The organism is Neobacillus niacini (assembly GCF_019749295.1).
Taxonomy (GTDB): domain Bacteria; phylum Bacillota; class Bacilli; order Bacillales; family Cytobacillaceae; genus Neobacillus; species Neobacillus niacini_D.
The window spans coordinates 1-25,470 of the sequence record NZ_JACWFG010000033.1 but is presented as its reverse complement, the minus strand read 5'-3'; the positions used below and the strand labels follow the sequence as shown (position 1 = coordinate 25,470).

25 protein-coding genes and 2 other annotated features are annotated in these 25,470 nt (G+C 39.9%); all 25 genes read right to left on the bottom strand.

Annotated elements, in window-relative coordinates; translation table 11 throughout:
* Positions 1-47: 47 nt before the first annotated feature.
* Positions 48-3,608 carry a DNA-directed RNA polymerase subunit beta gene (gene rpoB, locus H0184_RS26715; protein ID WP_221830851.1) on the bottom strand — a complete coding sequence of 1,187 codons (3,561 nt, stop codon included), beginning with the start codon at positions 3,606-3,608 and terminating at the stop codon, positions 48-50.
* A gap of 260 nt (positions 3,609-3,868) precedes the next feature.
* Complete coding sequence (locus H0184_RS26710; RefSeq protein WP_221830849.1) at positions 3,869-4,468, bottom strand: class I SAM-dependent methyltransferase; 600 nt, start codon at positions 4,466-4,468, stop codon at positions 3,869-3,871.
* A gap of 139 nt (positions 4,469-4,607) precedes the next feature.
* Positions 4,608-4,970 carry a 50S ribosomal protein L7/L12 gene (gene rplL / locus H0184_RS26705; RefSeq protein ID WP_221830847.1) on the bottom strand — a complete coding sequence of 121 codons (363 nt, stop codon included), beginning with the start codon at positions 4,968-4,970 and terminating at the stop codon, positions 4,608-4,610.
* Between the two features lie 55 nt (positions 4,971-5,025).
* A complete protein-coding gene (gene rplJ / locus H0184_RS26700; protein ID WP_034676047.1) occupies positions 5,026-5,526 on the bottom strand; it encodes a 50S ribosomal protein L10 in 501 nt (166 codons plus the stop codon).
* A gap of 33 nt (positions 5,527-5,559) precedes the next feature.
* Positions 5,560-5,705 (bottom strand) — a sequence feature (ribosomal protein L10 leader region).
* Between the two features lie 52 nt (positions 5,706-5,757).
* The gene (gene rplA, locus H0184_RS26695; protein ID WP_221830845.1) at positions 5,758-6,456 is read right to left on the bottom strand and encodes a 50S ribosomal protein L1; all 699 of its coding nucleotides are present in this window, start codon (positions 6,454-6,456) and stop codon (positions 5,758-5,760) included.
* Between the two features lie 106 nt (positions 6,457-6,562).
* Positions 6,563-6,988, bottom strand: coding sequence for a 50S ribosomal protein L11 (gene rplK, locus H0184_RS26690; RefSeq protein WP_007085303.1), 426 nt, complete (start codon positions 6,986-6,988; stop codon positions 6,563-6,565).
* 194 nt (positions 6,989-7,182) lie between these two features.
* Positions 7,183-7,716 (bottom strand): transcription termination/antitermination protein NusG, encoded by a 534-nt coding sequence (gene nusG, locus H0184_RS26685; protein WP_221830836.1) that lies wholly within the window; start codon positions 7,714-7,716, stop codon positions 7,183-7,185.
* 390 nt (positions 7,717-8,106) lie between these two features.
* The gene (secE, locus tag H0184_RS26680) at positions 8,107-8,289 is read right to left on the bottom strand and encodes a preprotein translocase subunit SecE (protein ID WP_221830819.1); all 183 of its coding nucleotides are present in this window, start codon (positions 8,287-8,289) and stop codon (positions 8,107-8,109) included.
* A gap of 47 nt (positions 8,290-8,336) precedes the next feature.
* On the bottom strand, positions 8,337-8,483 hold the full coding sequence (gene rpmG / locus H0184_RS26675; protein WP_221830817.1) for a 50S ribosomal protein L33: 147 nt from the start codon (positions 8,481-8,483) through the stop codon (positions 8,337-8,339).
* Between the two features lie 111 nt (positions 8,484-8,594).
* Entirely contained in the window at positions 8,595-9,245 is a 651-nt protein-coding gene (gene sigH / locus H0184_RS26670; RefSeq protein WP_221830815.1) for an RNA polymerase sporulation sigma factor SigH, read from the bottom strand.
* A 71-nt stretch (positions 9,246-9,316) separates the two neighbouring features.
* Positions 9,317-9,826 (bottom strand): NYN domain-containing protein, encoded by a 510-nt coding sequence (locus H0184_RS26665; RefSeq protein ID WP_221830813.1) that lies wholly within the window; start codon positions 9,824-9,826, stop codon positions 9,317-9,319.
* A gap of 2 nt (positions 9,827-9,828) precedes the next feature.
* Positions 9,829-10,578 carry a 23S rRNA (guanosine(2251)-2'-O)-methyltransferase RlmB gene (gene rlmB / locus H0184_RS26660; protein ID WP_221830811.1) on the bottom strand — a complete coding sequence of 250 codons (750 nt, stop codon included), beginning with the start codon at positions 10,576-10,578 and terminating at the stop codon, positions 9,829-9,831.
* A complete protein-coding gene (locus H0184_RS26655; protein ID WP_221830809.1) occupies positions 10,575-11,000 on the bottom strand; it encodes a Mini-ribonuclease 3 in 426 nt (141 codons plus the stop codon). Before H0184_RS26655 ends, rlmB begins: the two co-directional genes overlap by 4 nt.
* Before the next feature lie 3 nt (positions 11,001-11,003).
* The gene (gene cysS / locus H0184_RS26650; RefSeq protein ID WP_221830807.1) at positions 11,004-12,401 is read right to left on the bottom strand and encodes a cysteine--tRNA ligase; all 1,398 of its coding nucleotides are present in this window, start codon (positions 12,399-12,401) and stop codon (positions 11,004-11,006) included.
* Positions 12,382-13,050: a serine O-acetyltransferase gene (gene cysE / locus H0184_RS26645; RefSeq protein ID WP_221830805.1), complete on the bottom strand. Its 669-nt coding sequence runs from the start codon at positions 13,048-13,050 to the stop codon at positions 12,382-12,384. The genes cysS and cysE overlap by 20 nt, the downstream gene beginning before the upstream one ends.
* Before the next feature lie 107 nt (positions 13,051-13,157).
* Positions 13,158-13,400, bottom strand: a binding site (T-box leader).
* A gap of 47 nt (positions 13,401-13,447) precedes the next feature.
* On the bottom strand, positions 13,448-14,905 hold the full coding sequence (gltX, locus tag H0184_RS26640) for a glutamate--tRNA ligase (RefSeq protein WP_221830803.1): 1,458 nt from the start codon (positions 14,903-14,905) through the stop codon (positions 13,448-13,450).
* A 201-nt stretch (positions 14,906-15,106) separates the two neighbouring features.
* Positions 15,107-15,583, bottom strand: a complete 477-nt coding sequence (gene ispF / locus H0184_RS26635) for a 2-C-methyl-D-erythritol 2,4-cyclodiphosphate synthase (protein WP_221830801.1) — start codon at positions 15,581-15,583, stop codon at positions 15,107-15,109.
* Positions 15,584-15,585: 2 nt separating this feature from the next.
* Positions 15,586-16,275 (bottom strand): 2-C-methyl-D-erythritol 4-phosphate cytidylyltransferase, encoded by a 690-nt coding sequence (ispD, locus tag H0184_RS26630; RefSeq protein WP_221830788.1) that lies wholly within the window; start codon positions 16,273-16,275, stop codon positions 15,586-15,588.
* 39 nt (positions 16,276-16,314) lie between these two features.
* Positions 16,315-17,400, bottom strand: coding sequence for a PIN/TRAM domain-containing protein (locus H0184_RS26625; protein WP_221830786.1), 1,086 nt, complete (start codon positions 17,398-17,400; stop codon positions 16,315-16,317).
* Between the two features lie 192 nt (positions 17,401-17,592).
* On the bottom strand, positions 17,593-18,666 hold the full coding sequence (disA, locus tag H0184_RS26620; protein ID WP_221830784.1) for a DNA integrity scanning diadenylate cyclase DisA: 1,074 nt from the start codon (positions 18,664-18,666) through the stop codon (positions 17,593-17,595).
* A gap of 3 nt (positions 18,667-18,669) precedes the next feature.
* On the bottom strand, positions 18,670-20,049 hold the full coding sequence (gene radA / locus H0184_RS26615) for a DNA repair protein RadA (protein ID WP_221830777.1): 1,380 nt from the start codon (positions 20,047-20,049) through the stop codon (positions 18,670-18,672).
* A 91-nt stretch (positions 20,050-20,140) separates the two neighbouring features.
* Positions 20,141-22,582, bottom strand: a complete 2,442-nt coding sequence (gene clpC / locus H0184_RS26610) for an ATP-dependent protease ATP-binding subunit ClpC (protein ID WP_221830776.1) — start codon at positions 22,580-22,582, stop codon at positions 20,141-20,143.
* 13 nt (positions 22,583-22,595) lie between these two features.
* A complete protein-coding gene (locus tag H0184_RS26605) occupies positions 22,596-23,669 on the bottom strand; it encodes a protein arginine kinase (RefSeq protein WP_221830768.1) in 1,074 nt (357 codons plus the stop codon).
* Position 23,670: 1 nt separating this feature from the next.
* On the bottom strand, positions 23,671-24,219 hold the full coding sequence (locus tag H0184_RS26600; RefSeq protein ID WP_221830766.1) for a UvrB/UvrC motif-containing protein: 549 nt from the start codon (positions 24,217-24,219) through the stop codon (positions 23,671-23,673).
* A gap of 28 nt (positions 24,220-24,247) precedes the next feature.
* Positions 24,248-24,709 (bottom strand): CtsR family transcriptional regulator, encoded by a 462-nt coding sequence (locus H0184_RS26595; protein ID WP_221830765.1) that lies wholly within the window; start codon positions 24,707-24,709, stop codon positions 24,248-24,250.
* Between the last annotated feature and the right edge of the window lie 761 nt (positions 24,710-25,470).

The following is a 25,470-nucleotide window of genomic DNA, read 5'->3' as shown; positions in this document are numbered from 1 at the left end:
AGACAATCATTAGCTAAAAGCGCCCATGTGACGCTTTTAGCTAACTCTTATTCCTTGGAACCAACCTTCTCAGATTCAAATGCTTGAGTTTCTGGAACGATGTTTAATGTATCGACTTGCTGTAAGTCCTCTTCATCTTCCATATCCCGCATTTCAATTTCTTTTTCATCTCCAGAAAGGATTTTTACATCCATACCAAGACTCTGAAGTTCTTTTATTAATACCTTGAATGATTCAGGAACACCTGGTTCCGGTACATTTTCACCTTTTACAATCGCTTCATACGTCTTCACACGACCTACAACGTCATCTGATTTAACAGTCAGAATTTCTTGCAGTGTATATGCAGCACCGTATGCTTCAAGCGCCCAAACCTCCATCTCACCAAAACGCTGACCGCCAAATTGCGCTTTACCGCCAAGTGGCTGCTGGGTTACAAGTGAGTATGGTCCAGTAGAACGTGCATGTAATTTATCATCAACCATGTGTGCCAGTTTAATCATATACATAACGCCAACAGACACACGATTATCAAACGGTTCACCAGAACGGCCATCATATAATACAGTTTTTGCATCATTAGCCATACCTGCTTCTTCAATTGTTCCCCAAACATCTTCCTCACGTGCACCATCAAATACTGGTGAAGCAACGTGAATTCCAAGTGCTCTAGCAGCCATACCTAAGTGAAGCTCAAGCACCTGTCCGATATTCATACGTGAAGGAACCCCTAAAGGATTTAACATAATGTCAATTGGTGTACCATCTGGTAAATATGGCATATCCTCTTCTGGCAATATTCGGGATATTACCCCTTTGTTACCATGACGGCCGGCCATTTTATCTCCTTCATGAATCTTACGCTTCTGAACAATGTAGACTCGAACAAGCTGATTCACTCCTGGCGGTAATTCATCGCCGTCTTCACGGTTAAAGACCTTAACATCAAGAACAATACCGCCTCCGCCATGCGGAACTCTTAGTGAAGTATCACGAACTTCTCGTGCTTTTTCACCAAAGATAGCGTGTAGTAATCTTTCTTCTGCAGTTAGTTCAGTAACTCCTTTTGGTGTTACTTTACCTACTAGCAAGTCACCGTCTTTTACTTCTGCACCAGTACGAATAATTCCACGCTCATCCAAATTGCGAAGAGCATCTTCACCCACGTTTGGAATATCACGTGTAATTTCTTCTGGCCCAAGCTTTGTATCACGAGACTCTGATTCATATTCTTCAATATGAATAGAAGTATAAACATCATCTTTTACAAGGCGTTCACTCATGATGATCGCATCTTCATAGTTGTAACCATCCCAGTTAACAAAGCCAACTAAAACGTTACGTCCTAAAGCTAGTTCCCCAAGTTCCATTGAAGGACCATCAGCAAGAATTTCACCTTTTGTTACACGGTTGCCCACTGCAACAATTGGACGTTGGTTATAACAAGTTCCCTGATTAGAACGAATGAACTTCAGCATTTTATATTTATCAAGGTCACCTTTAACTTCTTGACCATCTACTATATTGATTCGACGCACCCAAACCTCACGTGCCTCAACATGCTCAACGATTCCTTCATGCTTACAAATAACCGCTGCTCCTGAATCTTTACCAGAAACATATTCCATTCCTGTTCCAACTCTTGGCGCTTCCGGCTGCAGAAGCGGCACGGCTTGACGCTGCATGTTCGCTCCCATCAAGGCACGGTTAGAGTCATCATTTTCTAAGAACGGAATACATGCGGTTGCTGCAGAAACTACCTGTTTAGGTGATACATCCATATAATCGATACGGTCGCGTTTTACAACCGTGTTTTCACCACGGAAACGAGCAACAACATCGTCATCGATAAATGTACCGTCATCACTAAGACGTGAATTCGCCTGTGCAACTACATAGTTATCTTCTTCATCAGCAGTTAAGTAATCAATTCGACTTGTAACTTTTCCAGTATCAGGATCAATCCGGCGATACGGAGTTTCAATGAAGCCAAAACGATTTACTTTTGCAAAGGATGAAAGAGAGTTGATCAAACCAATGTTTGGTCCCTCTGGTGTTTCAATCGGACACATACGGCCATAGTGGGAATAGTGAACGTCACGTACTTCAAATCCTGCACGTTCACGTGTTAATCCACCAGGTCCTAATGCAGATAAACGTCGCTTATGCGTTAATTCAGCAAGCGGATTCGTTTGGTCCATAAATTGAGATAACTGAGAGCTTCCAAAGAACTCTTTAATCGACGCAATAACTGGACGAATATTGATTAACTGTTGTGGTGTAATCGTTGCAGTATCTTGAATAGACATTCTTTCACGTACAACACGTTCCATACGTGACAAGCCAATTCTGAATTGGTTCTGAAGCAATTCACCAACAGAACGAAGACGTCTATTTCCTAAGTGATCAATATCGTCTGTATCGCCGACACCATGCAGCAAGTTAAAGAAATAACTGATTGAAGAAATGATATCAGCAGGTGTAATATTCTTAATTGGCTCAGCAACATAAGCATTACCAAGCACATTAATTACTTTTTCACCATCGTCATTTGGAGCATAGATTTTAATACCTTGAAGAATAATTTCATCTTCTACTACGCCGCCAACAGGATTAAAGCCCTTAAAATTAACATCCTTTTCGAGAGCAGGAATAATGCGGTCAAGGTTTCTGCGATCTAGAAGTGTTCCTTTTTCTGCAATAATTTCACCTGTCTCAGGATCAACAAGAGATTCAGCCAAACGCTGATTAAATAAGCGGTTTTTAATATGAAGCTTTTTGTTAATTTTATAACGGCCAACGTTTGCAAGGTCATATCTTTTTGGATCAAAGAACCTTGAAACCAATAGACTCTTGGCGTTATCAACGGTTGGAGGTTCACCTGGACGCAGACGCTCATAAATCTCTAGAAGCGCTTTTTCTACTCCTTCAGTGTTGTCCTTTTCAAGAGTATTTCGAATGTACTCATTGTCTCCAATCAATTCAATGATTTCTTGATCAGAGCCGAAACCAAGTGCACGCAAAAGAACCGTAACGGGCAGTTTCCGAGTACGATCTATCCTGACATATACGACATCTTTGGCGTCAGTTTCATATTCCAGCCAAGCGCCGCGGTTCGGAATTACAGTAGCTGTAAATCCTTTCTTTCCGTTTTTATCGAGTTTTCCACTGAAATATACGCTCGGTGAACGTACTAACTGAGAAACAATAACACGTTCTGCCCCATTGATGACAAACGTACCTGTTTCAGTCATGAGTGGAAAATCACCCATAAAAACATCTTGATCTTTTACTTCGCCTGTTTCTTTGTTTACAAGACGCACTTTAACACGCAATGGTGCAGAATATGTAACGTCTCGCTCTTTTGATTCCGCAACAGAATACTTAGGTTCGCCAAGGCTGTAATCAATAAATTCAAGTGATAGGTTACCAGTAAAGTCTTCAATTGGTGAAATATCCTGGAACATTTCACGCAAACCCTCATCAAGAAACCATTGATAAGAAGAGGTTTGGATTTCAATAAGATTTGGTAATTCTAAAACTTCACTGATTCGTGCGTAACTTCTTCGTTGGCGGTGTCGTCCATACTGAACTAGTTGACCTGTCAACTGATTCACCCCTCAAATCAAGCGTTTTTTTAAGCATATATTTTGGTCTTTTGCAAGGACTAATACGTCCCCCATCAGACAAAAAAAGAAAAAGGGTTTTTATGTTTTAAAAACCACATTTTCACATTTTGACTATTATTTTGTCATCTTTTCCGTCTTAAACTGTTTTTATACTAAAAAAATAAGTATTTACAGGAATAATTCGGAAATTATTATGATGGCATTTTATAATGCTACCATATCTGACATTTTCAAGTCAACTATTTTACCGCTTTAATGATAAAATAACCTTTGGACTTGTCAACAGTCTCTACTGTGCTAAATAATTGTTTTAATTTTTCAATTGCCGAGGGTGCTCCTTGCTTCTTTTGAATCACAATCCAAAGCTCCCCTCGGGAGACTAAATGCGCATGACTTTGTTCAAAAATATCATGCACCGTTGTTTTGCCCGCCCTAATCGGTGGATTTGTTAATATCGCAGAAAAGTTGAGTTCCTTCACATTTTTCAAAGTATCACTTTCATATACATCAATATTCTTTACTGAATTTTGCTCAGCGTTTTCTTTCGCAAGCTCAATCGCTCGTTCATTGACATCGATCATATGTACAGTGCGCTCTGGATAGTTCTTTGCAATCGAAAGACCAATCGGACCGTAACCGCAGCCTACATCTAAAACAGGCCCTTCCACATTTGGTAATTTAAAAGCTTCTATTAATAAACGAGAACCGAAATCTACTTCCTTCTTTGAAAAAACTCCGTTATCCGTTTTAAATCGAAACAACTGATTCCTTAAGGTAAAGTCCCAATACTTTGGTTCACTTTCGACCTTTTGGGTGCGAGAATAGTAATGCTCAGACAATAAGCTCACCTCCTGAGGAATATTCATTAATGAGGTTACCCGAGGAAAATATCGAATATAAAGCTTCAGTACCGAGGCACTTCCACTTTAAGATAGCGAAAAAAAGCCCGCTTAAACAGCGAGCTTTTCTATAAGTTTATTACTTAACTTCAACGTTAGCTCCAACTTCAGCAAGTTTAGCTTTAAGTTCTTCAGCTTCTTCTTTAGATACGCCTTCTTTAACAGCTTTTGGAGTGTTGTCAACAAGATCTTTTGCTTCTTTAAGACCAAGACCTGTGATTTCACGAACAACTTTGATAACCTTGATTTTTTGATCTCCAGCGCTAGCTAGGATTACATCAAATTCAGTTTGCTCTTCAACAGCAGCAGCACCAGCTCCGCCAGCCATTGCTACAGGAGCAGCAGCAGTTACGCCAAATTCTTCTTCGATTGCTTTTACTAGGTCGTTAAGTTCTAAAACAGTCATAGATTTAACTGCTTCAATGATTTGTTCTTTAGTCATTTTAATTTTCCTCCTTAGTTTTCGTTCAGTTATTATTTAAGCGGTAATGTTTAACTTACGCGCCTTGTTCTTCTTTTTGTTCTGCAACTGCTTTTGTAGCAAGAGCAAGGTTGCGGATTGGAGCTTGTAGTACGCTGAGTAGCATAGAAAGCAAGCCTTCGCGTGATGGAAGTTCTGCAAGTGCTTTAACCTCTTCAACTGTTGCTACATTGCCTTCGATTACACCAGCTTTAATTTCAAGTGCATCGTGCTTTTTAGCAAAGTCGTTAAGAATTTTTGCAGGTGCTACTACATCTTCTGTACTGAACGCAATTGCGTTCGGACCAGTTAATGCTGCGTTTAACTCTGAAAGTTCAGCTGCATCAGCTGCACGGCGAGTCATAGAGTTTTTGTAAACTTTGAAGTCGACACCAGCTTCACGAAGTTGCTTACGAAGTTCAGTTACTTCAGCAACAGTTAGGCCACGGTAGTCAACTACGATTGTTGAAACACTAGCTTTTAACTTAGCTGTGATTTCATCAACGATTTGAACTTTTTGTTGGATTGCGCTGCTCATCTTTACACCTCCTGTAGATTCTCTACATTTATACCAGGCAAAGTAAAACCTCCACATCAAAAGTCAGACATGGAGGTGCATACAATAGCCGAATGAATCAGCCAATTCTATCGCATTACCTCGGCAGGAAATTAAGCTTCAAAAGCACCTGCTGTCTTCAGTACAAATGTTTTATTTAAACAACAAAATAGATTATATAAAATATACCTATGTTTGTCAATTGGTAAAAAATTACTTAACTGTAACAGATGAAGGATCAACCTTCACGCCAGGTCCCATTGTTGAAGTAACAGTTACGTTCTTCATGTATGTTCCCTTTGCAGCTGCAGGCTTAACTTTCATCATTGTTTCGAATACAGTCTTGAAGTTCTCAACAAGTTTTTCGTTTTCGAAAGATGATTTACCGATTGGAACGTGGATGTTTCCAGCTTTATCAACACGGTATTCAACTTTACCTGCTTTGATTTCATTGATTGCACGAGTTACATCAAATGTAACTGTACCAGTTTTAGGGTTTGGCATTAAACCTTTTGGTCCTAAAGTACGACCAAGTTTACCAACTTCACCCATCATATCAGGAGTTGCTACGATTACATCAAAGTCAAACCAACCTTGTTGAATTTTAGTGATGTATTCTGCATCGCCAACATAATCTGCACCAGCAGCTTCTGCTTCTTTCACTTTTTCACCCTTAGCGAATACTAATACGCGTTGAGTTTTACCAGTTCCATTCGGAAGTACTACTGCACCACGAATTTGTTGGTCAGCTTTCTTAGGGTCTACTCCTAAACGGAATGCAACTTCTAATGTCGCATCAAATTTAGCGAAGTTTGTTTTCTTTGCAAGTTCAATTGCTTCAGTAACTGGGTAAGCTTTTGTGTTATCAACAAGCTTAGCAGCTTCTAAATACTTCTTACCTTTTTTAGCCATTTTTATTTCCTCCTAGATTGTGGTTTTAGCGTTTTTTAATAACTCCCACGAATAAAGGTTGCGTAAGTAACGCAACCCCCTTCATTACAAAAACAGTTTACATGGATTAGTCTTCGATAACGATTCCCATGCTGCGTGCAGTACCTTCAACCATGCGCATTGCTGCTTCAACGCTTGCAGCGTTTAGGTCAGGCATTTTCTGTTCCGCAATCTCGCGTACTGTATCACGCTTAACTGTTGCTACTTTATTACGGTTTGGTTCACCAGAACCAGACTGGATTCCAGCTGCTACTTTTAATAAAACTGCAGCAGGAGGAGTTTTCGTAATAAATGTAAATGAACGGTCTTCAAAAACCGTGATTTCAACAGGAATGATTAATCCAGCTTGATCCGCTGTACGAGCGTTAAATTCTTTACAGAATCCCATGATGTTAACACCGGCTTGACCTAGTGCAGGTCCAACTGGTGGTGCAGGATTCGCTTTCCCAGCAGGGATTTGTAATTTAACAACTTTAATTACTTTTTTAGCCACGAGACACACCTCCTTAAAGTCCGTGATGTGGTAATAGGGTTTTTACCCTCCCACTCAGGTATCTGTCTTTATATAAAGATAAAGATCTTAGCAAAAGTCTTGTCTCATCGAGAGACATACTGACCTATGAAATATTACCACTTTTTAAATATGATTTCAAGTTTTTTTCAAATTACTATTAATAATTCTTAAAATCAAAGCTTTTCAATCTGCGTAAATTCTAGTTCTACCGGGGTGTCACGTCCAAACATATTTACTAGAACTTTTAGTTTAGCTTTGTCTTTATCCATCTCTTCAACAGTTCCAGTGAAGTTCATAAATGGACCTTCTTTCACCCGGACAGTTTCACCAATTTCATAGTTCACATCGATGCGCTTTTCATCAACACCCATGCGTTTTAGAATACCAACAACTTCTTCTGGAAGAAGCGGAGTAGGTTTCGATCCTGCACCAGCGGAACCAACAAACCCTGTTACACCAGGAGTATTACGTACTACGTACCATGAATCATCTGTCATTACGATTTCAACTAGTACATATCCAGGGAAAACTTTTCGTTTTACCACTTTGGTTTTTCCGTTTTTTATTTCTGTTTCTTCTTCTTCAGGTACTACTACTCGGAAAATTTTATCTGTCATACCCATCGATTCAACACGTTTTTCTAAATTTGCTTTAACTTTATTCTCATAACCTGAGTAAGTATGTAATACATACCAATTCTTTTCCATTCAAGAGGACTAAACGTCCATCCCTCCCCGTACTTTTATAAAGGCAACATTAAAGTTGTTTGTTTATTTCCGTTCCACTAAGGAATGCTACAGTGAATAATCACCGCAGTGACAGGCGTTCTTTGCCTGTCACGAGGCACTTCGCTTTCCGCGGGCGGTCCGGGGAGCCTCCTCGGCGCTGAAGCGCCTGCGGGGTCTCCCCAGCCCCGTCCTCTGAGCAGGAGTCTTCGTGCCTTCCACTCCAAACAACAGAGTGCTGAAATTTTACAACTCAAATTAATGAAGCCTCATGAATACATAACTTTTTAAGACAAATGAAAAAACCCGTTAGACGGGCTTCACATAAATAACTGCTTTATTATTCACCATTATACCATGAAATACCTTTTATTATTCAAGGATTACCCGAATCAATTCTGAAATCCCTAAATCTATTACTCCAAAAAATATTGCAAAGAAAGCAACTGTTGTTATAACAGTAATGGTATAGCGAGTTAGTTCTTTGCGCTTTGGCCAACTAACTTTTCTCATTTCACGGAAAACATCACTGAAGAAATTCTTTATGCGCTGCATATCTGTAACCTCCAACTATCGGAATAACATTGCTAGTATGAATAAAATTATTTTGTTTCTCTGTGGATTGTATGGGAGGCGCATGTTTTGCAATATTTTTTTAATTCCAATCGTTCTGATTGTAACTGATTTGCATTCGTTGAGTAATTGCGTGATCCACAGTCAGCACATGCCAGAATAATTTTTTTACTCATAATTTACACCTTCATCATCCATCTTTTATATCCTTAAAAATGTACCATGACCCCTAATTATTGTCAACAGCACTAATACGCGGGTTCAAACAATTGTCACCGTTTTCATAATTAGAGACTAAATTCTCTAATTTCTAAATAACGTTCTAATTTTCTCTTTACACGCTGCAGTGCATTATCAATCGATTTAACATGGCGATTTAATTCTTCTGATATCTCTTGATACGATTGCCCATCAAGGTATAACGCCAAAACCTTTCGCTCCAAATCACTTAATAACTCTGTCATTTTTACTTCAATGTGATCGAATTCTTCTTGATTAATAATCAATTCTTCAGGATCTAGAACCTTTGCACCGGACAAGACATCCATTAATGTCCGGTCAGATTCCTCATCATAGATAGGCTTATCTAACGACACATAAGAATTCAGTGGTATATGCTTTTGCCTTGTTGCTGTTTTAATGGCAGTTATTATTTGCCGAGTGATACATAATTCAGCAAAGGCCTTAAACGAGGTAAGCTTGTCCTCACGAAAATCACGGATTGCCTTATAAAGCCCAATCATTCCTTCTTGAACAATATCTTCCTTGTCTGCTCCGATTAAGAAGTAAGACCTTGCCTTTGCCCGTACAAAATTTCGATATTTGTGGATTAAATAATCCAAAGCCTCACTATTACCCTGGTGTACTGTATCAACAATTTCCTCATCTTCCATTGATAAAAATAGCTCGTTGCTTTTTTCCCCGAAGTCTGTACTCAATTAAGATCCCCCTCCACCGAACAAGCATAGATAGTATTATTATACTGCCCGTAACTTTTGAACGTCAACGCTTACTTTTGTCCTCTGCGCCACTTTTCAAAAATTTCTGCCACTTCACTGCTAATCGGTATTTTTGAGACTGGTCTTTTCTCTTGGATTTTTTTCACCTTTTTTTCTATTCCTCTTTCTACGGAGGACATCTCTATAAGTAACTCCCTTGCGGATTTCCTTAGTGCACCTTGTCCAAAAATAGCCCATTGCTCAGTAAAATCTGACGTGGCAACATGAATCTGAGTCCGTCTGTTATTTAGAGCAATGGCCAATTTCTCAATACGCTCATCAGCTGTTTCATTTTCCTTGGTGAAAATAACCTCTACTTTATGGTTCCTATATTTTTTTTCCGTTCCTTGCACATAATAGGCATCAAATACAACGATAACACGATAACCTGAAAATGCTTGGTATTCCGCCATCTTTTCTACTAGACGATCCCTCGCTGCCGGTAAATCATGATCCTTCAAAGCCCTTAACTCAGGCCAAGCCCCAATAATGTTATATCCATCGACTAGCAAAATATCCATTTCTATCCCTCTAGAGGATGCCGCCTGCGGTATACCTCATACATTAGTAATGCTGCTGCAACAGAAGCATTCAATGATGTTACCTTTCCAGCCATCGGCAGGTTGATAAGGAAATCACATTTATCTCTAACAAGACGGCCCATTCCTTTTCCTTCGCTCCCAATTACTAAACCAAGAGGCAGTGTGCCATCAAATTGTCGATAATCTTGTTTTCCGCTTGCATCTGTACCGGCAATCCATATACCGCGTTCCTTTAACTCATCAATGGTTCTAGCCATATTTGTAACTCGGACAACCGGTATATGTTCAATCGCGCCAGTTGAAGCTTTTGCGACTGTTGCCGTTAAACCAACCGCTCTTCTTTTAGGAATAATGATTCCATGTGCCCCAACTGCATCAGCTGTCCGCATGATTGAACCAAGATTATGAGGATCCTCAATCTCATCTAATAACAAGAAGAATGGGGCTTCGTTTCTCTTTTCTGCAGCTGTAAATAGGTCATCGATTTCTGCATATTGGTAAGCAGCAACGTACGCAAGAACTCCCTGATGATTTTCATCTGATATCTGGTCAATTTTTTTCTTTGGGACAAACTGAACGATAACATTAGCTTCTTTCGCTAATTGAATTAATGGCTGCATTTGTCCGCGCTGAGAGGATTCTGCAATCAATATCTTGTTGATATCCCTCTCAGACCTTAGCGCCTCCATTACTGGATTTTTTCCAATGATATAATCTTTGTTTTCACTCATTCGCTTGTTCCTCCTTTCTTCTCTTCTACAAATTCAAAGGACTTTACAATAAGTTCCTCTAATCGCTCAATTTTCTCCGATAAATATAAAAATCCCATTAACGCCTCAAAAGCGGTACTATAGTGATAAGTTTGGACATCCGTGTTTTTAGGGACAGTACCAGATTTAGCGTTACGGCCGCGCATAACAACCGCCTGTTCCTCCTCTGACAGAAGGTTTTCATCCATCATTCTAAATAGGACCTGACACTGTGCTTTTGCAGAAACATACGTTGTTCCCGTGCGGTGAAGATGATTAGGCTTTACCTTCCCGCTTTGCAAGAGATGCCGTCTGACATAAATCTCATAGACAGCATCACCCACATAAGCCAGCGCAAGACTATTCAATTGATTGGCATTTACTTTTTCTTGATAATCAAGCATGAATTAGCCTCTTTTCCATCTCGTACCTTGCGGAGTATCTTCTAAAATAATATTCATTTCCTTTAATTGATCACGAATTTGGTCTGAAAGCTGGAAATTACGATCTTTACGAGCCTGATTTCTTTTTTCAATTAATGCATCAATCTCTTCATCCAGCATTTCTGTATTTGCAAAACTTAGACCTAATACATTAAATAACTCATCAAATTGAGCAGTAAATTTATCAATAACTTCTACCGCTGTGTTCTTCTCAAGAAGGTAATAGTTAGCAAGCTTCGAAAGATCAAACAAAACAGAAATAGCTTTTGCTGTATTAAAATCATCATCCATCGCCTTGATAAACTCATCCTGAAGACCTGCTATTTTTTCAAGCCATTCGTGATTATTGTTTGTCAAATTTGTACTAGATTCTTTGCGATGTTTTAAATTTTGATAGGAGGTTGTTAAGCGTTCAAAGGCCGCCCTCGTACTTTCCAGTAATTCCTCACTATAGTTAATTGGATTGCGGTAATGAACCGACAGCATAAAGAATCGTAACACCTGAGGATTATGCCTTTTAATAATGTCATGGACAAGAACAAAGTTTCCAAGTGATTTGGACATCTTTTCATTGTCAATATTAATATATCCGTTATGCATCCAATACCGTGCAAAGGCTTTGCCTGATAGTGCCTCAGATTGAGCAATTTCATTTTCATGGTGCGGGAAAGTTAAATCTTGACCGCCGGCATGAATATCTATCGTTTCACCCAGGTACTTTTTAGCCATTGCTGAACATTCTATATGCCAGCCTGGGCGTCCAATCCCCCAAGGACTTTCCCAATAGATTTCCCCTTCCTTTGCCGCTTTCCATAAGGCAAAGTCCAGATCATCTTGTTTCTTTTCACCAACCTCAATTCTAGCGCCCACCTGCAGGTCATCAATGGATTGATGAGAGAGTTTACCGTAGCCTTCAAAATTTCTCGTCCGGAAATAAACATCTCCTTCTGATTCATAGGCATATCCCTTCTTGATGAGCTCATCAATAAACTCAATAATAATATCCATATTATCCATAACACGAGGATGGACATCTGCCTGTTTGCAGCCTAGTGCTGATACATCCTCAAAATACGCCTCGATGAAACGATTAGCAATAGTTGGAACATCCTCTCCAAGCTGATTAGCAGCACGAATTAATTTATCATCAACATCTGTAAAGTTAGATACATACTGTATGTCATATCCTCTGTATTCAAAGTAGCGCCGAACCGTATCAAATACAATGGCTGGGCGTGCATTACCGATATGAATATAATTATAGACAGTCGGACCGCAAACATACATTTTTACTTTCCCTTCTTCAAGGGGAATAAACTCTTCTTTTCTTCGTGTTAATGTATTATACAGCTGAATGGCCATTTACTTTAGTCCTTTCTTTTTTCAATTCAGTTATTTCTTCTTTCAAATCAATCAGTTCAATTTGCATTTCTCTTAGTCGATCTGCTACCGGGTCAGGAAGATTGCAATGATCTAAATCTCTCGTTATTTTCTTACCATCTTGAATTACAACCCTGCCCGGGACGCCTACCACCGTTGAATTAGGTGGGACTTCCTTTAAAACAACTGATCCCGCACCAATTTTAGAATTTTCACCAATCGTTATCGAACCGAGAACTTTTGCCCCTGTCGCAATTAAGGCGTTGTCCTTTATCGTTGGATGTCTTTTACCCTTTTCTTTCCCCGTGCCACCAAGTGTAACACCCTGGAATACAGTTACGTTATCACCGATTTCACATGTTTCTCCGATGACAACCCCCATACCATGGTCTATAAAAAATCTTCTGCCTATTTTGGCACCAGGATGTATTTCAATACCTGTAAAGAATCGACTAACCTGAGAAATTACCCGTGCAAGGAAATAAAACTTCCTCTTAAAAAATCCATGGGCAATTCGGTGGGCCCAAATTGCGTGTAAGCCTGAATACGTTAGGATAACTTCTAAGTAACTTCTCGCTGCCGGATCTTGTTCAAAAACAACTTCTATGTCCTCCTTCATCCTTTTGAACATTTACATTTCCCCCTTTTGGTTAATAAAACATAGCTTTAGCCTAAGATAGTCTCCTCTACATTTGGCCCCTTTGTTTTTTGGTAATAAAAAAACGCCTCTGTCTTAACGACAGAGACGCTTTTGCGCGGTTCCACTCTGATTAGACCGATAAGCTGTTATGTCTATGGCTTATCTTGGCCTCACTCTACCTGTTAACGGAAAGGTTCCGCCCAAATCTACACAGATTCAACATCCTTCGAAATGGGACTCTGAGGTGCATTTTCACATATGAGAGGCTTAAACCACTTTCAGCCGGCGATGGTTTTCTCTTTAAAGCATCATATCCTACTTTTCCTCTTCAACACTTTTTCTTATTAAAAGTATATATCACTTACTATATTACATATTTACTGGAATGTTAACCAATAATTTTTTGAATTCTGTTTAGAACCTTAGCTTTTCCTAAAAGTTCAATAGCTTGTGGCAGATCTGGTCCATGTGTTTGACCTGAAACAGCTGCACGGATAGGCATAAATAGATTTTTTCCTTTTTGCCCTGTTGATTTTTGTACTGCCTTCATCGCTGCTTTGATCTCATCCGCTTTAAAGTTTTCCAGTTTTTCAAGCTCTTCAGAGAATGCCTTTAGTACTTCAGGCACGGTCTCTCCCTCAAGTACTTCCTTAGCGTCTTCTTCATATTCTGCATCATCTTTAAAGAACATATCCGAAAGCTCAACAATCTCCGCACCAAAGCTCATTTTTTCCTGTAACAGCGCAACTAAGCTTTTTGCCCATTGATGCTCTTCATCTGTTAAATTTTCACTCAAACGGCCAGCCTTCACAAGATGTGGCAAGGATAACTTCAGTACGGTGTCTACATCAACTTTTTTCATATACTGGTTGTTCATCCATGTAAGCTTATTTGTATCAAATAAAGCGGGTGACTTCGATAAACGATTTGCATCGAAAATCTGGATGAACTCGTCTTTTGAATAAAGTTCTTCTTCGCCTGCTGGAGACCAGCCAAGCAGTGTAATAAAATTGAATAAGGCCTCTGGCAGATAACCTAATTCTTCGTATTGCTCGATAAATTGAATAATCGATTCATCCCGCTTACTTAACTTCTTTCTGCTCTCGTTCACGATTAACGTCATGTGTCCAAAAATCGGCGGCTCCCAGCCTAATGCTTCATAAACCATCAGCTGCTTAGGAGTGTTAGAAATATGGTCATCTCCTCGAAGGACATGCGAAATTTTCATTAAATAATCATCAATGGTTACCGCAAAATTATAGGTTGGCGTTCCATCCTTCTTAATAATGACCCAATCGCCCATTCCTTCAGATTCAAAGGAAACAGTCCCTTTTACCATATCATCAAATGTAAAAGTTCTTCCTTCTGGAACAACCATTCGAATACTTGGCTCACGTCCTTCGCTTTCTAGCTTCGCACGGTCTTCAGCTGTCAGGTGGCGGCATTTGCCAGAATAGTGAGGAGTTTCACCCCGCTCTGTCTGCTCTTCACGCTCTGCTTCAATTTCTGCCTCTGTACAATAACATTTATAAGCATGACCATTCTCTAATAATTGATTGTAGTAGGTTTGATAGATATCGTTTCTTTCTGACTGCCGATAAGGTCCATATTCGCCGCCGACATCCACACTTTCATCCCAATCCATTCCCAGCCATTTAAGGTATTTTAATTGGCTTTCTTCTCCGCCCGCAATATTCCGCTTCTTATCTGTATCCTCTATACGGATAATAAATTTACCTTGCTTACTGCGCGCAAACAAATAATTAAATAATGCTGTACGAGCATTTCCAATATGTAAATGTCCAGTTGGACTTGGAGCATACCTTACACGAACTTCATTTGACATCATTATGCCTCCTTCGAAAAGCGTAAGCGCCTTGCCCAGGGGCGTGAGTCTAGACGAGCCGGCGAGAAGGTTGCTCTATAACCTTCTTGACGGATTGGCTTATGACCCGAGCCCCTAGGCTGCTTGCGCTAGACAATTCTATACCGTTGATTTTTCTATATCTGATTTATTTTACCACTGTGTAATTCAGCAATAAAGAATTTAATTCTGTTTTAGTAAAACTACTACTTGTGAGGCAATTCCTTCACCACGGCCTGTAAAGCCCAGTTTCTCTGTTGTTGTTGCTTTAACATTAATTTGCTCAGGATCGGCATTAAGTAATTCTGCAATTCTTTCTCTCATTTGTTGAATATAAGGTGCCATCTTTGGCTTCTGTGCAATAATGGTACAATCTGCATTAACAAGCTCATACCCTTTATCTTTGACAAGCTGCCACACATGCTCCATCAATTTAGCTGAATCTGCATCCTTGAAGGCAGGATCAGTATCGGGAAAATGTTTGCCGATATCTCCTTCTCCAATTGCTCCAAGACATGCATCCGCTACTGTATGTAATAAGACATCTGCATCGGAGTGGCCCAGCAGTCCTTTTTCATATGGGATCGTAATGCCGCCAATTATAAGCGGACGCCCTTCGGTTAATTGATGTACATCAAAGCCTTGTCCAATACGGAACATATTCAAAAACTCCCTTGTCTTTTCTGTAATATTGCTTGCGCAAAAAATAGATCTTCCTGTGTCGTAAGCTTAAGATTATCATAATCCCCCTCGACCATTGTAACGGGGTGAGAGATTCGCTCTACCAAACTGGAATCATCCGTACCAACAAAGCCATCCTTAGCAGCCTGTTCATAGGCCCTGTACAATAGGGAAAAACGAAAAGCTTGTGGGGTTTGAACAACCCACAAGCTAGATCTTTCGACAGTTGCCTTTACCACATTATCACGTACTGTTTTCATGGTATCTTTAGCTGGCACTCCAATGATTGCTGCATCTGTTTTTTGTGCTGTATCTAGTAAACGGTGAATTTGGTCCTTCTGAATGAAAGGACGCGCTGCATCGTGAACTAAAATAATTCCCTCAGTTTTCACCGTTTTCAATGCATTATAAATGCTGTCTTGACGCTCTTTTCCTCCGGGAACTAAATCAAGTACCTTTTTCACATTATGCTTTTTTAATAATAAAATAAATTCTTCTTCATCCTGTGGATGGATAGCTAAAATAATCCCTTCACACAATTCATCCTCTTCGAACACCTTTAAGGTATGAATGAGTACAGGAATGTTATTTAGTTCCAGCAGAAGCTTGTTTTTCCCCGCTCCCATCCGCTTTCCTTGCCCAGCTGCCGGGATAATGACTTGATAAGCCATAATAAATCTCCATTCTATTCTCTGTCTATTGTTTAGCTGCTACAATGCCTTTTCCAATAATTTTGGTTTCGCAAATATCATTCTGCCTGCCGATGTCTGAAGAACACTCGTCACGAGAACATCTATTCTTTTTCCGATATATTCTCTTCCCTCTTCAACCACAATCATTGTACCATCATCGAGATAGGCAACACCTTGATGATATTCTTTACCATCCTTAATTACCTGAACAGATAACTCTTCACCAGGCAGTACCACTGGTTTGACTGCATTGGCTAAATCATTAATATTCAATACAGAAACATTCTGTAATTCACATACTTTATTGAGATTAAAGTCATTGGTTACAAGCATTCCATTCGTAATCTTTGCCAGCTTCACCAGCTTGCTGTCTACCTCTTGAATTTCATCAAAATCGCCTTCATAAATTTCCACTTTAATGGCAAGTTCCTTTTGAATTCGATTTAAGATATCCAAGCCGCGTCTGCCGCGGTTTCGCTTAAGAACATCCGATGAATCCGCAATATGCTGGAGCTCCTCAAGTACAAAGCGAGGAATGACAATTGTTCCTTCTAAAAATCCTGTTTGGCAAATATCCGCCACGCGGCCATCAATTATTACACTCGTATCTAGAATCTTTAGCGATTGACTTTCGTCCTTTTCAGCATCCTCTTCTCCGGCTTTCTTCTTTCCACGGCTGCCAAAAAGATTCAAAAGCTCATCTCTTTTCTTAAATCCTACCTGAAAGCCTAGGTATCCAAATAATAATGTCAGCAAAATAGGGGCTACAGCATTGAGTATAGGTACTTGAACGGCATTTAAAGCAAAGCCGATTAAAAAGGCAACTAACAAACCGAAGATTAATCCAATACTGCCAAAAATCACATCGGTTACTGGGATTTTCACCAGTGAATCTTCCGCCCATTTAATAAACTCCAGTACATAATCTACTGCCCAAAAAGTAATAAGATAAAAAATAATTGCACCTATAATAGCCGTGACATATGAGTTACTGATTATTGGAATGTCATCGAAACTAATTAATTTTAGTAATTGTGGAATCAGCAAAATTCCAAGCGTTCCCCCAGTTATGAGAAAACAAGCCTGCACAATACGTTTTAACATTCCTTCACCTCCTCTACTCATTATAAACATATTCCCAAAAATGAAACCTTCGTTTATGGATTATTTTTATCAAATAACAAGTTTTCAATGTGAATTGCAGAGATAGATATAAATATATTTTTCACTTCATAGGGTAGCACTGAGGAAAAAACCTGTAAAATAAATGGAAATTACTGTTTTTAAAAAGAAAACTTAAAGCTGTCGTTCTGTATATAGCCGCTCTTTAATTAATTTTAAGCCTTCTTTAATTTTTTTAGCCCGGATTTCCCCAATCCCTTCAACATCATCAAGTTCTTCAACAGTGGCTGAAATAATTTTTGAAAACTCACCAAAACTTGTAATAATGTTTTCAATAATAACGATCGGCAGTCGAGGTATTTTGTTAAGGATTCGATAACCTCTTGGATGTTTACTTTCATCAAGTGGTATATAACCTTGATAGCCCATCAACTTCAATATAGCGATATCATCTAATGTCCCATTACTTGTTAATGCCTGCATTCGTTTGAGGACATCCCTTGCCTTGACTTGCCTGTCAAATGCATAATCCTTAATGATATTTGATGTCTCTTCTTCTAGGTCTGTCAAAATCTCATTCATTTGCAGACGAATCAGTCTGCCCTCTGTACCTAATTCATTTAAGTACGTTATTAATTCATTCTTTATTTTTAGAACCATCTCAAATCTGTGTAAAACAAGAAGAAAATCGTTATAGGTAACAGATTCTTCAAACTCCAAAATGCTTAAGCTGGCTATACTGCGTTCTAAGACTGCTTTATACTTTTCAAGCATTTGAATGGCTTGATTTGCCTTCGTTAAAATTACTGATATATCTTTTAGAGCATATCGGAAGTTCCCTTGATATAAGGTTATAACATTTCTCCTTTGAGAAATAGCAATAACAAGCGCTTTTGTCTGCCTGGCTACTCTTTCGGCTGTTCTATGCCGCATGCCTGTTTCTGAAGCAGATATATCTGAATCCGGAACAAGCTGGGCATTCGCTATCAGAATCTTATTACCTAGTTCATTAAGGATAATTGCACCGTCCATTTTAGCCAGCTCATATAGATAACTCGGCGAAAAAGGACAATTAATTTGAAAACCGCCATCCACAATACTTTTGACCTTATCATTGTAGCCAACAACAATTAGCCCGCCAGTATTAGCCCTTAGTACATTATCAATTCCTTCACGAATAGGTGTACCTGGGGCAAGAAACTGTAAGACTTCACTTACGCTTTGTTCACCCAGCTTTCTATTTTCCATCTATTACACTCCCAACGCTGCTTTTAAGGCTTCCGCTACAGTGGATACACCAATTAACTCTACTCCTTTAGGACCTTGCCAGCCGCTTAAATTATTGGCGGGTAAAATGACTCTTTCGAAACCCAGCTTTGCTGCTTCCTGCACACGCTGGTCAATCCTAGAGACCCGTCTGACTTCACCAGTCAACCCAACCTCACCTATAATACAATCTGTTGCTCTTGTTGGTTTATCACGGAAGCTGGAAGCAATGCTTACACAAATAGCCAAATCAATGGCGGGTTCATCCAGCTTCACTCCTCCGGCCACTTTTAGGTAGGCGTCTTGGTTCTGCAGTAACATACCCATCCGCTTTTCTAAAACAGCCATCAGCAGCGGCACTCGATTATGATCAATTCCTGTGGCCATTCTTCTTGGATTTCCAAAGCTAGTTGGAGAAATTAATGCCTGTATTTCAACAAGTACAGGTCGTGTGCCCTCCATAGAAGCAACTACAGTTGAACCAGCAGCACCTTGCGATCTCTCTTCAAGAAAAATTTCTGATGGATTTGCAACCTCATCAAGTCCAAATTCTTTCATTTCAAATATTCCCATTTCGTTTGTTGACCCAAAACGGTTCTTTACTGCCCGTAAAATTCGATAGGTATGGTGTCTTTCTCCTTCAAAGTAGAGAACAGTGTCCACCATATGCTCAAGCAGTCTAGGCCCGGCAATGGATCCTTCTTTGGTTACATGGCCTACAATAAAGATTGCTATTCCTTTTGTTTTCCCTATTCTCATTAATTCAGAGGTACACTCTCGTACCTGTGAAACACTCCCAGGTGCAGACGTTATTTCCGGATGAAAGACGGTTTGGATAGAATCAATAATCACAAAGCTCGGATTTGTCCCTTCAATGGTCCGGTTTATCTCTTCCAAATTGGTCTCTGCATAGACAAGAAGATTTTCAGACTTTATTCCAAGTCGTTCAGCACGCAGTTTTGTTTGTCTTAAAGATTCCTCACCGGATATGTATAAAACCTGATTTCCCTTATTCGCAAGCTGAGACGATACCTGAAGCAAGAGGGTTGATTTACCAATACCAGGATCACCGCCGATTAATACCAGTGAACCCTTTACCACTCCGCCGCCTAAAACACGATTCAGCTCATTCAAGTCGGTAAGTATCCTCGGCTCAGTTAACGATTCAATTGCTGTAATTGGTGTTGGTTTTGCTAAAATTGTTGAACCCTGGGAATGGGCAAATGCACCCCTTCTATTTCCGCCGGTTACCTCAACCTCTTCCACCATTTTATTCCACTGTCCGCAGCCTGGGCATTTACCCATCCACTTTGGCGATTCATACCCGCACTCCTGACACATAAACTTTGTTTTTCGTTTGGCCATATCGATCTACTCCTGACTATAAATAGAAAAAGAGGTACACGGTCAAACTAATATCGTGTACCCCTTTTAGTTGTTCCTAAAAAGACCTGGTTTATTTAGTTAGAGTCGTTTTTTCAGCCGTTCTAACTAAGAACTCACCATTGTCTACATCAATTATAACATGTTGACCTGTTAGTACTGTACCTTTTAGAAGCTCCTCAGACAGGCGGTCCTCAATATGCTTCTGAATAGCTCGGCGTAAAGGACGTGCACCATACTCTGGGTCGTAACCTTCTACAGAGATTTTTCCCTTTGCGGCTTCTGTTAATTCTAAAGAAATATGCTGTTCTTTTAATCGTTTTACTAGCTGTTCAGACAGCAGTGTAACAATTTCGTCTAAATGCTTTCTTTCTAAAGCATGGAAGACAATTATTTCATCGATACGGTTTAAGAATTCTGGGCGGAAGGCTTTTTTCAGTTCTTCCATTACCTTGCCCTTCATATCCTTATAATTCTGCTCGCCATCTTGAATATTAAAACCAACATATTTGTTCCGCTTTAAGGCTTCTGCACCGACATTGGAAGTCATAATCAGTACTGTATTTCTGAAATCAACCGTTCTTCCTTTGGAATCTGTCAAGCGTCCATCCTCAAGTACTTGTAATAAAATATTAAATACATCTGGATGTGCTTTTTCAATTTCATCAAGCAGGATAACGGAGTATGGCTTTCTCCTTACCTTTTCCGTTAATTGCCCGCCTTCTTCATATCCAACATAACCTGGAGGAGATCCAACCAAACGAGAAGTTGAATGTTTCTCCATATATTCGGACATATCGATGCGAATCATGGCATCTTCGTCGCCAAACATTGCCTCAGCAAGTGCTCTTGCCAATTCGGTTTTCCCCACACCTGTAGGTCCAAGGAAGACAAAAGAACCAATTGGTCGTTTCGGATCCTTCAAGCCCGCTCTTGCACGTCTAACCGCTTTGGAAACAGCCTTAACTGCCTCCTCCTGGCCAATCACGCGGGAATGCAGAATTTCCTCTAAATTGAGCAATTTAGCCGTTTCTGTTTGAGCGAGCTTGGAGACAGGTATTCCAGTCCAACTCGATACAACACTTGCAATATCTTCTACGGTAACTTCACTGTTTTCTTTGCCTTGTTTTTCTTTCCATGTCTTCTTAGTTTCTTCTAACTGTTCTCGAAGACGCTGTTCAGTGTCTCTTAGAGAGGCCGCTTTCTCAAACTCTTGGCTTTGAACGGCTGCATCCTTCTCTTTGCGAACCTCCTCCAGCTTAACTTCTAATTCCTTTAAGTTTGGCGGTGTTGTATAAGAGCGTAAGCGTACCTTAGATCCCGCTTCATCAATTAAGTCAATCGCCTTATCCGGTAAGAATCGGTCAGAGATATAGCGGTCAGACAGCTTAACTGCTGCTTCAATAGCCTCATCTGTGATAGATACACGATGATGGGCTTCATAACGATCTCGGAGACCCTCTAATATCCGGACGGACTCTTCAGCCGTTGGTTCATCAACACGGATTGGCTGGAAGCGACGTTCTAATGCCGCATCTTTTTCAATATACTTACGATATTCATCGAGTGTGGTCGCACCAATACATTGAAGCTCCCCGCGTGCAAGTGATGGCTTTAAAATGTTAGAAGCATCGATGGCTCCTTCTGCTCCTCCTGCACCGATTAACGTGTGTAATTCATCTATAAAGAGAATGATGTTACCAGCTTGGCGGATTTCATCCATTACCTTCTTTAAACGATCTTCAAACTCACCGCGGTATTTTGTACCTGCCACTACCGTGCCCATATCTAATGTCATAACACGCTTATCACGAAGGATTTCTGGGACTTCATTGTTTACAATCTGTTGAGCAAGCCCTTCAGCAATTGCCGTTTTACCTACACCTGGTTCACCAATTAGAACTGGGTTGTTTTTGGTACGGCGGCTTAATACTTCAATGACCCGTTGGATTTCCTTGCTTCTTCCGATAACTGGGTCTAAACTTCCTTCTCTTGCAATCGAGGTAAGGTCTCTTGCCAGGCTGTCAAGTGTTGGGGTGTTCGCACTTACAGATGCTCCTCCCTGATGCCCGCCTGACTCATTGCTTCCAAGTAATTGTAATACCTGTTGACGTGCTTTATTTAAACTTACTCCAAGGTTATTAAGAACTCTTGCAGCTACACCTTCTCCTTCACGAATTAAACCGAGTAGGATATGCTCTGTTCCAACATAGGAATGTCCTAATTTTCTAGCCTCATCCATCGATAATTCAATTACCTTTTTCGCTCTTGGTGTGTAGTGAATTGTTTGGGATGCTTCCTGGCCTTTTCCAATTAACGATTCAACTTCTTTTTGAATTTTTTCAGAACCTAATCCAAGGCCATAAAGTGCTTTGGCTGCAATGCCTTCTCCCTCACGGACTAAACCAAGTAAAATATGCTCAGTCCCTATATTGTTGTGTCCAAGTCTGATTGCTTCCTCTTGTGCTAATGCTAAAACCTTTTGGGCTCTTTCAGTAAAACGGCCAAACATCATATTCCATTCCTCCTCACCTTTTATCCTGCTCCATTTTTAGTCGTTCACGAATTAATGCTGCTCGTCTTATATCTCTTTCATTTGCTCTTAAATGACCGCCTGCATATTGCTGTAAAAATCCAGGCTGTGTTAAAATCATCAATTCATTTAATATATTCTTAGGCAAATGATCAATGTATCCCATATCAATACCTAGGCGAACATCAGAAAGGCATTTAGCAGCCTCTTTTGTTTCTATAATCCTGCAATTAGATAATACTCCCAAGGATCGAAACACTCTGTCTTCTAATTGTATGTTCGAAGTTTTGCGTAATGCTTCACGAGCGGACCTTTCTTGTGAAATTAACTGACTTACCACACCTTTAAGGTCACGGCAAATGTCTTCCTCCGATTTTCCAAGTGTAATTTGATTCGAGATTTGAAATATATTGCCGAGCGCCTCACTCCCCTCACCATATATACCTCTTACAACTAAGCCCAGCTGATTTATGGCCGGTATGATTCGATTAATTTGCTGGGTTAACATAAGCCCCGGCAAATGCATCATTACGGAAGCACGGAGACCAGTACCCACATTTGTAGGGCAGCTAGTTAGATAGCCATACTTTTCATCAAATCCATAGTGAATGTGGTTTTCGAGCCAATCATCTACTTCATTCGCTGCAGCTAACGCCTCCGTTAGCTGCAGCCCAGGAAACAGGCATTGAATGCGAATGTGATCCTCTTCATTAACCATAATACTAATTTCTTCGTTTTCGGTTAATAGAACGGCCCCATACGGTGATTCCTCTGCTAAATTAGGGCTGATCAAATGCTTTTCTACTAATACTCTTTTTTGAAGAGGCTGGATTTCATCAATTTTTAGTAACTCCATTTGTCCAAACTTACTAAAACTACTTTCATGATGTATCTCTTCTATCTTTGCTATAATGGCTTGTGCTTCTTCATGAGAGAATAATGTTGGAAATTTAATGTTTTCAAAGTTTCGGGCTAAACGGATTCGGGAACTAAGGACAATATCTGAATCAGGCCCCTCCTCGCTCATCCACGAGCTGACTGCTTGATTGATAAAGCGTTCAAGCGACACGTTATTCCCCTCCCTTATTGCTGCTCGATAATTGCTTTTCGAGAGTACGAATTTCATCTCGAATCTGAGCAGCTTTTTCAAATTCCTCTTGTTGAATTAACTCTTTTAATTCATTTTTAAGGTTTTCAACTTGCTTTTTAAGGTGAATGCCCCCGCCAATTCGCTTTGGTATTTTACCACTATGAGACCAATTTCCACTATGAAGTCTGCTTAAGACCGGTGGAAGCTGTTCCTTAAATGTTTCATAGCAATGTGCACATCCGAAGCGCCCTACTTTTATAAATTGTGGAAAGGTCATCGAACATCCACTACATTGAAGAATCTCCTCTTGATGAAACGTATTTTGACTTTGCTTTTGAACAGAAGGCTCAATATTTAATAACCCTGCTAATAGGTTATTAAAGGAAAAACCAGAACCTCCTGTAAACATAAACATCTCGCCCTTTTCCTGGGCGCATTTTTCACAAAGATTCACTTCCGTTTTTTCACCATTAACGATTTTTGTAAAATGAAGCGCAGCAGGTCTTTGATTACACTCCTGGCAAATCATCTTTATTCACCTCTCTGGCTGGAATATATTATTTATATTTCAATGATGTTAACATAGCTTTCAGCATTCGGGCTCGTAATTCATCTCGGAATGGAAGATCAATATAAAGAACAGAACGGTCAATAACGCTGAGCATAATTTTCGCTTCTCGTTTTGTGATTATCTCCTCATGGACAAGTCTGTAAATAACATCTTCTGCCGTAGCCTGTGCAATACGATTTTCAATAAGTGATAGTAAATGATCAATTAGGTCAACTAAATCATGGGACTGCACTTTCATGATTCGGATATATCCGCCTCCCCCACGTTTGCTTTCTACGATATACCCTCGTTCTATGGTAAAGCGCGTATTTATGACATAATTGATTTGTGATGGGACACATTGAAATTTATCAGCTATCTCGCTTCTCTTTATTTCAACATGTTCCTTTTCACTCATTTCTAACACTTGCTTCAAATACTTTTCAATAATATCGGAGATGTTTCTCATCTTCGCACCTCCTTCTGACTTTGACTATATTTGACTTTAATTATACTTAATATTTTATGTAGTTGCAAACAACTGCTACTAATGATTTTCTCCATATTTCGCGGGTGCGAAACCTGTTTTGTGTTATTAATTTGTTTTTAGGAAATTAGTAATAGTTTAGTTGGTTGGGCTTTACTGAAAGGGTTTGAGGTATTTGAGACAATCCTTAGAGGAGTTCTTCATGATTATTAAAAGGCGCGATTGGTCTATAATTGTTATCTTTTTCTTTATAATTACCTCCGTACAGGCAGTGACCTATTTTACCATTCCGAATCTGGATCTTAGTCACAAGGGCTCTTCTTGTGACCACTTTTTCCATTTCGAACCTGAATTTTGGTCACAAGGGCTCTTCTTGTGACCACTTTTTCCATTTCGAATCTGAATTTTGGTCACAAGGGCTCTTCTTGTGACCACTTTTTCCATTCCGAATCTGGATTTTGGTCACAAAGGCTCTTCTTGTGACCACTTTTTCCATTCTGAATCTGGATTTTGGTCACACTGACTATCATTCCCCCATCCTCTAAAGATGTTGCTGCTAGGGCATGATTCTCCAGGTATCGTTACCTTTTTCTCTAAAAGTATCGCCGCGTGGGAACGATTGTTCTGACGGACAACAAAAAAACACAACCCATATCAGGTTGTGTTTCGTTTTGCCTGGCAACGTCCTACTCTCACAGGGACAAAGTCCCAACTACCATCGGCGCTGAGAAGCTTAACTTCCG

Bases quoted from the DNA above. Each gene is read 5' to 3' on its own strand.
- H0184_RS26655 (WP_221830809.1), bottom strand. From the start codon at position 11,000: ATGCTTGATTATCAAGAAAAAGTAAATGCCAATCAATTGAATAGTCTT.
- H0184_RS26625 (WP_221830786.1), bottom strand. From the start codon at position 17,400: ATGTTAAAACGTATTGTGCAGGCTTGTTTTCTCATAACTGGGGGAACG.
- H0184_RS26600 (WP_221830766.1), bottom strand. From the start codon at position 24,219: ATGATTTGCCAGGAGTGTAATCAAAGACCTGCTGCGCTTCATTTTACA.
- clpC (WP_221830776.1), bottom strand. From the start codon at position 22,582: ATGATGTTTGGCCGTTTTACTGAAAGAGCCCAAAAGGTTTTAGCATTA.
- H0184_RS26595 (WP_221830765.1), bottom strand. From the start codon at position 24,709: ATGAGAAACATCTCCGATATTATTGAAAAGTATTTGAAGCAAGTGTTA.
- H0184_RS26665 (WP_221830813.1), bottom strand. From the start codon at position 9,826: ATGGATATTTTGCTAGTCGATGGATATAACATTATTGGGGCTTGGCCT.
- rplL (WP_221830847.1), bottom strand. From the start codon at position 4,970: ATGACTAAAGAACAAATCATTGAAGCAGTTAAATCTATGACTGTTTTA.
- gltX (WP_221830803.1), bottom strand. From the start codon at position 14,905: ATGTCAAATGAAGTTCGTGTAAGGTATGCTCCAAGTCCAACTGGACAT.
- cysE (WP_221830805.1), bottom strand. From the start codon at position 13,050: ATGTTCAAAAGGATGAAGGAGGACATAGAAGTTGTTTTTGAACAAGAT.
- ispD (WP_221830788.1), bottom strand. From the start codon at position 16,275: ATGGCTTATCAAGTCATTATCCCGGCAGCTGGGCAAGGAAAGCGGATG.
- nusG (WP_221830836.1), bottom strand. From the start codon at position 7,716: ATGGAAAAGAATTGGTATGTATTACATACTTACTCAGGTTATGAGAAT.
- ispF (WP_221830801.1), bottom strand. From the start codon at position 15,583: ATGTTCCGTATTGGACAAGGCTTTGATGTACATCAATTAACCGAAGGG.
- rlmB (WP_221830811.1), bottom strand. From the start codon at position 10,578: ATGAGTGAAAACAAAGATTATATCATTGGAAAAAATCCAGTAATGGAG.
- disA (WP_221830784.1), bottom strand. From the start codon at position 18,666: ATGGAAAATAGAAAGCTGGGTGAACAAAGCGTAAGTGAAGTCTTACAG.
- rpmG (WP_221830817.1), bottom strand. From the start codon at position 8,483: ATGAGTAAAAAAATTATTCTGGCATGTGCTGACTGTGGATCACGCAAT.
- rplJ (WP_034676047.1), bottom strand. From the start codon at position 5,526: ATGAGCAGCGCAATCCAACAAAAAGTTCAAATCGTTGATGAAATCACA.
- secE (WP_221830819.1), bottom strand. From the start codon at position 8,289: ATGCAGCGCATAAAGAATTTCTTCAGTGATGTTTTCCGTGAAATGAGA.
- radA (WP_221830777.1), bottom strand. From the start codon at position 20,049: ATGGCCAAACGAAAAACAAAGTTTATGTGTCAGGAGTGCGGGTATGAA.
- cysS (WP_221830807.1), bottom strand. From the start codon at position 12,401: ATGGCCATTCAGCTGTATAATACATTAACACGAAGAAAAGAAGAGTTT.
- rplA (WP_221830845.1), bottom strand. From the start codon at position 6,456: ATGGCTAAAAAAGGTAAGAAGTATTTAGAAGCTGCTAAGCTTGTTGAT.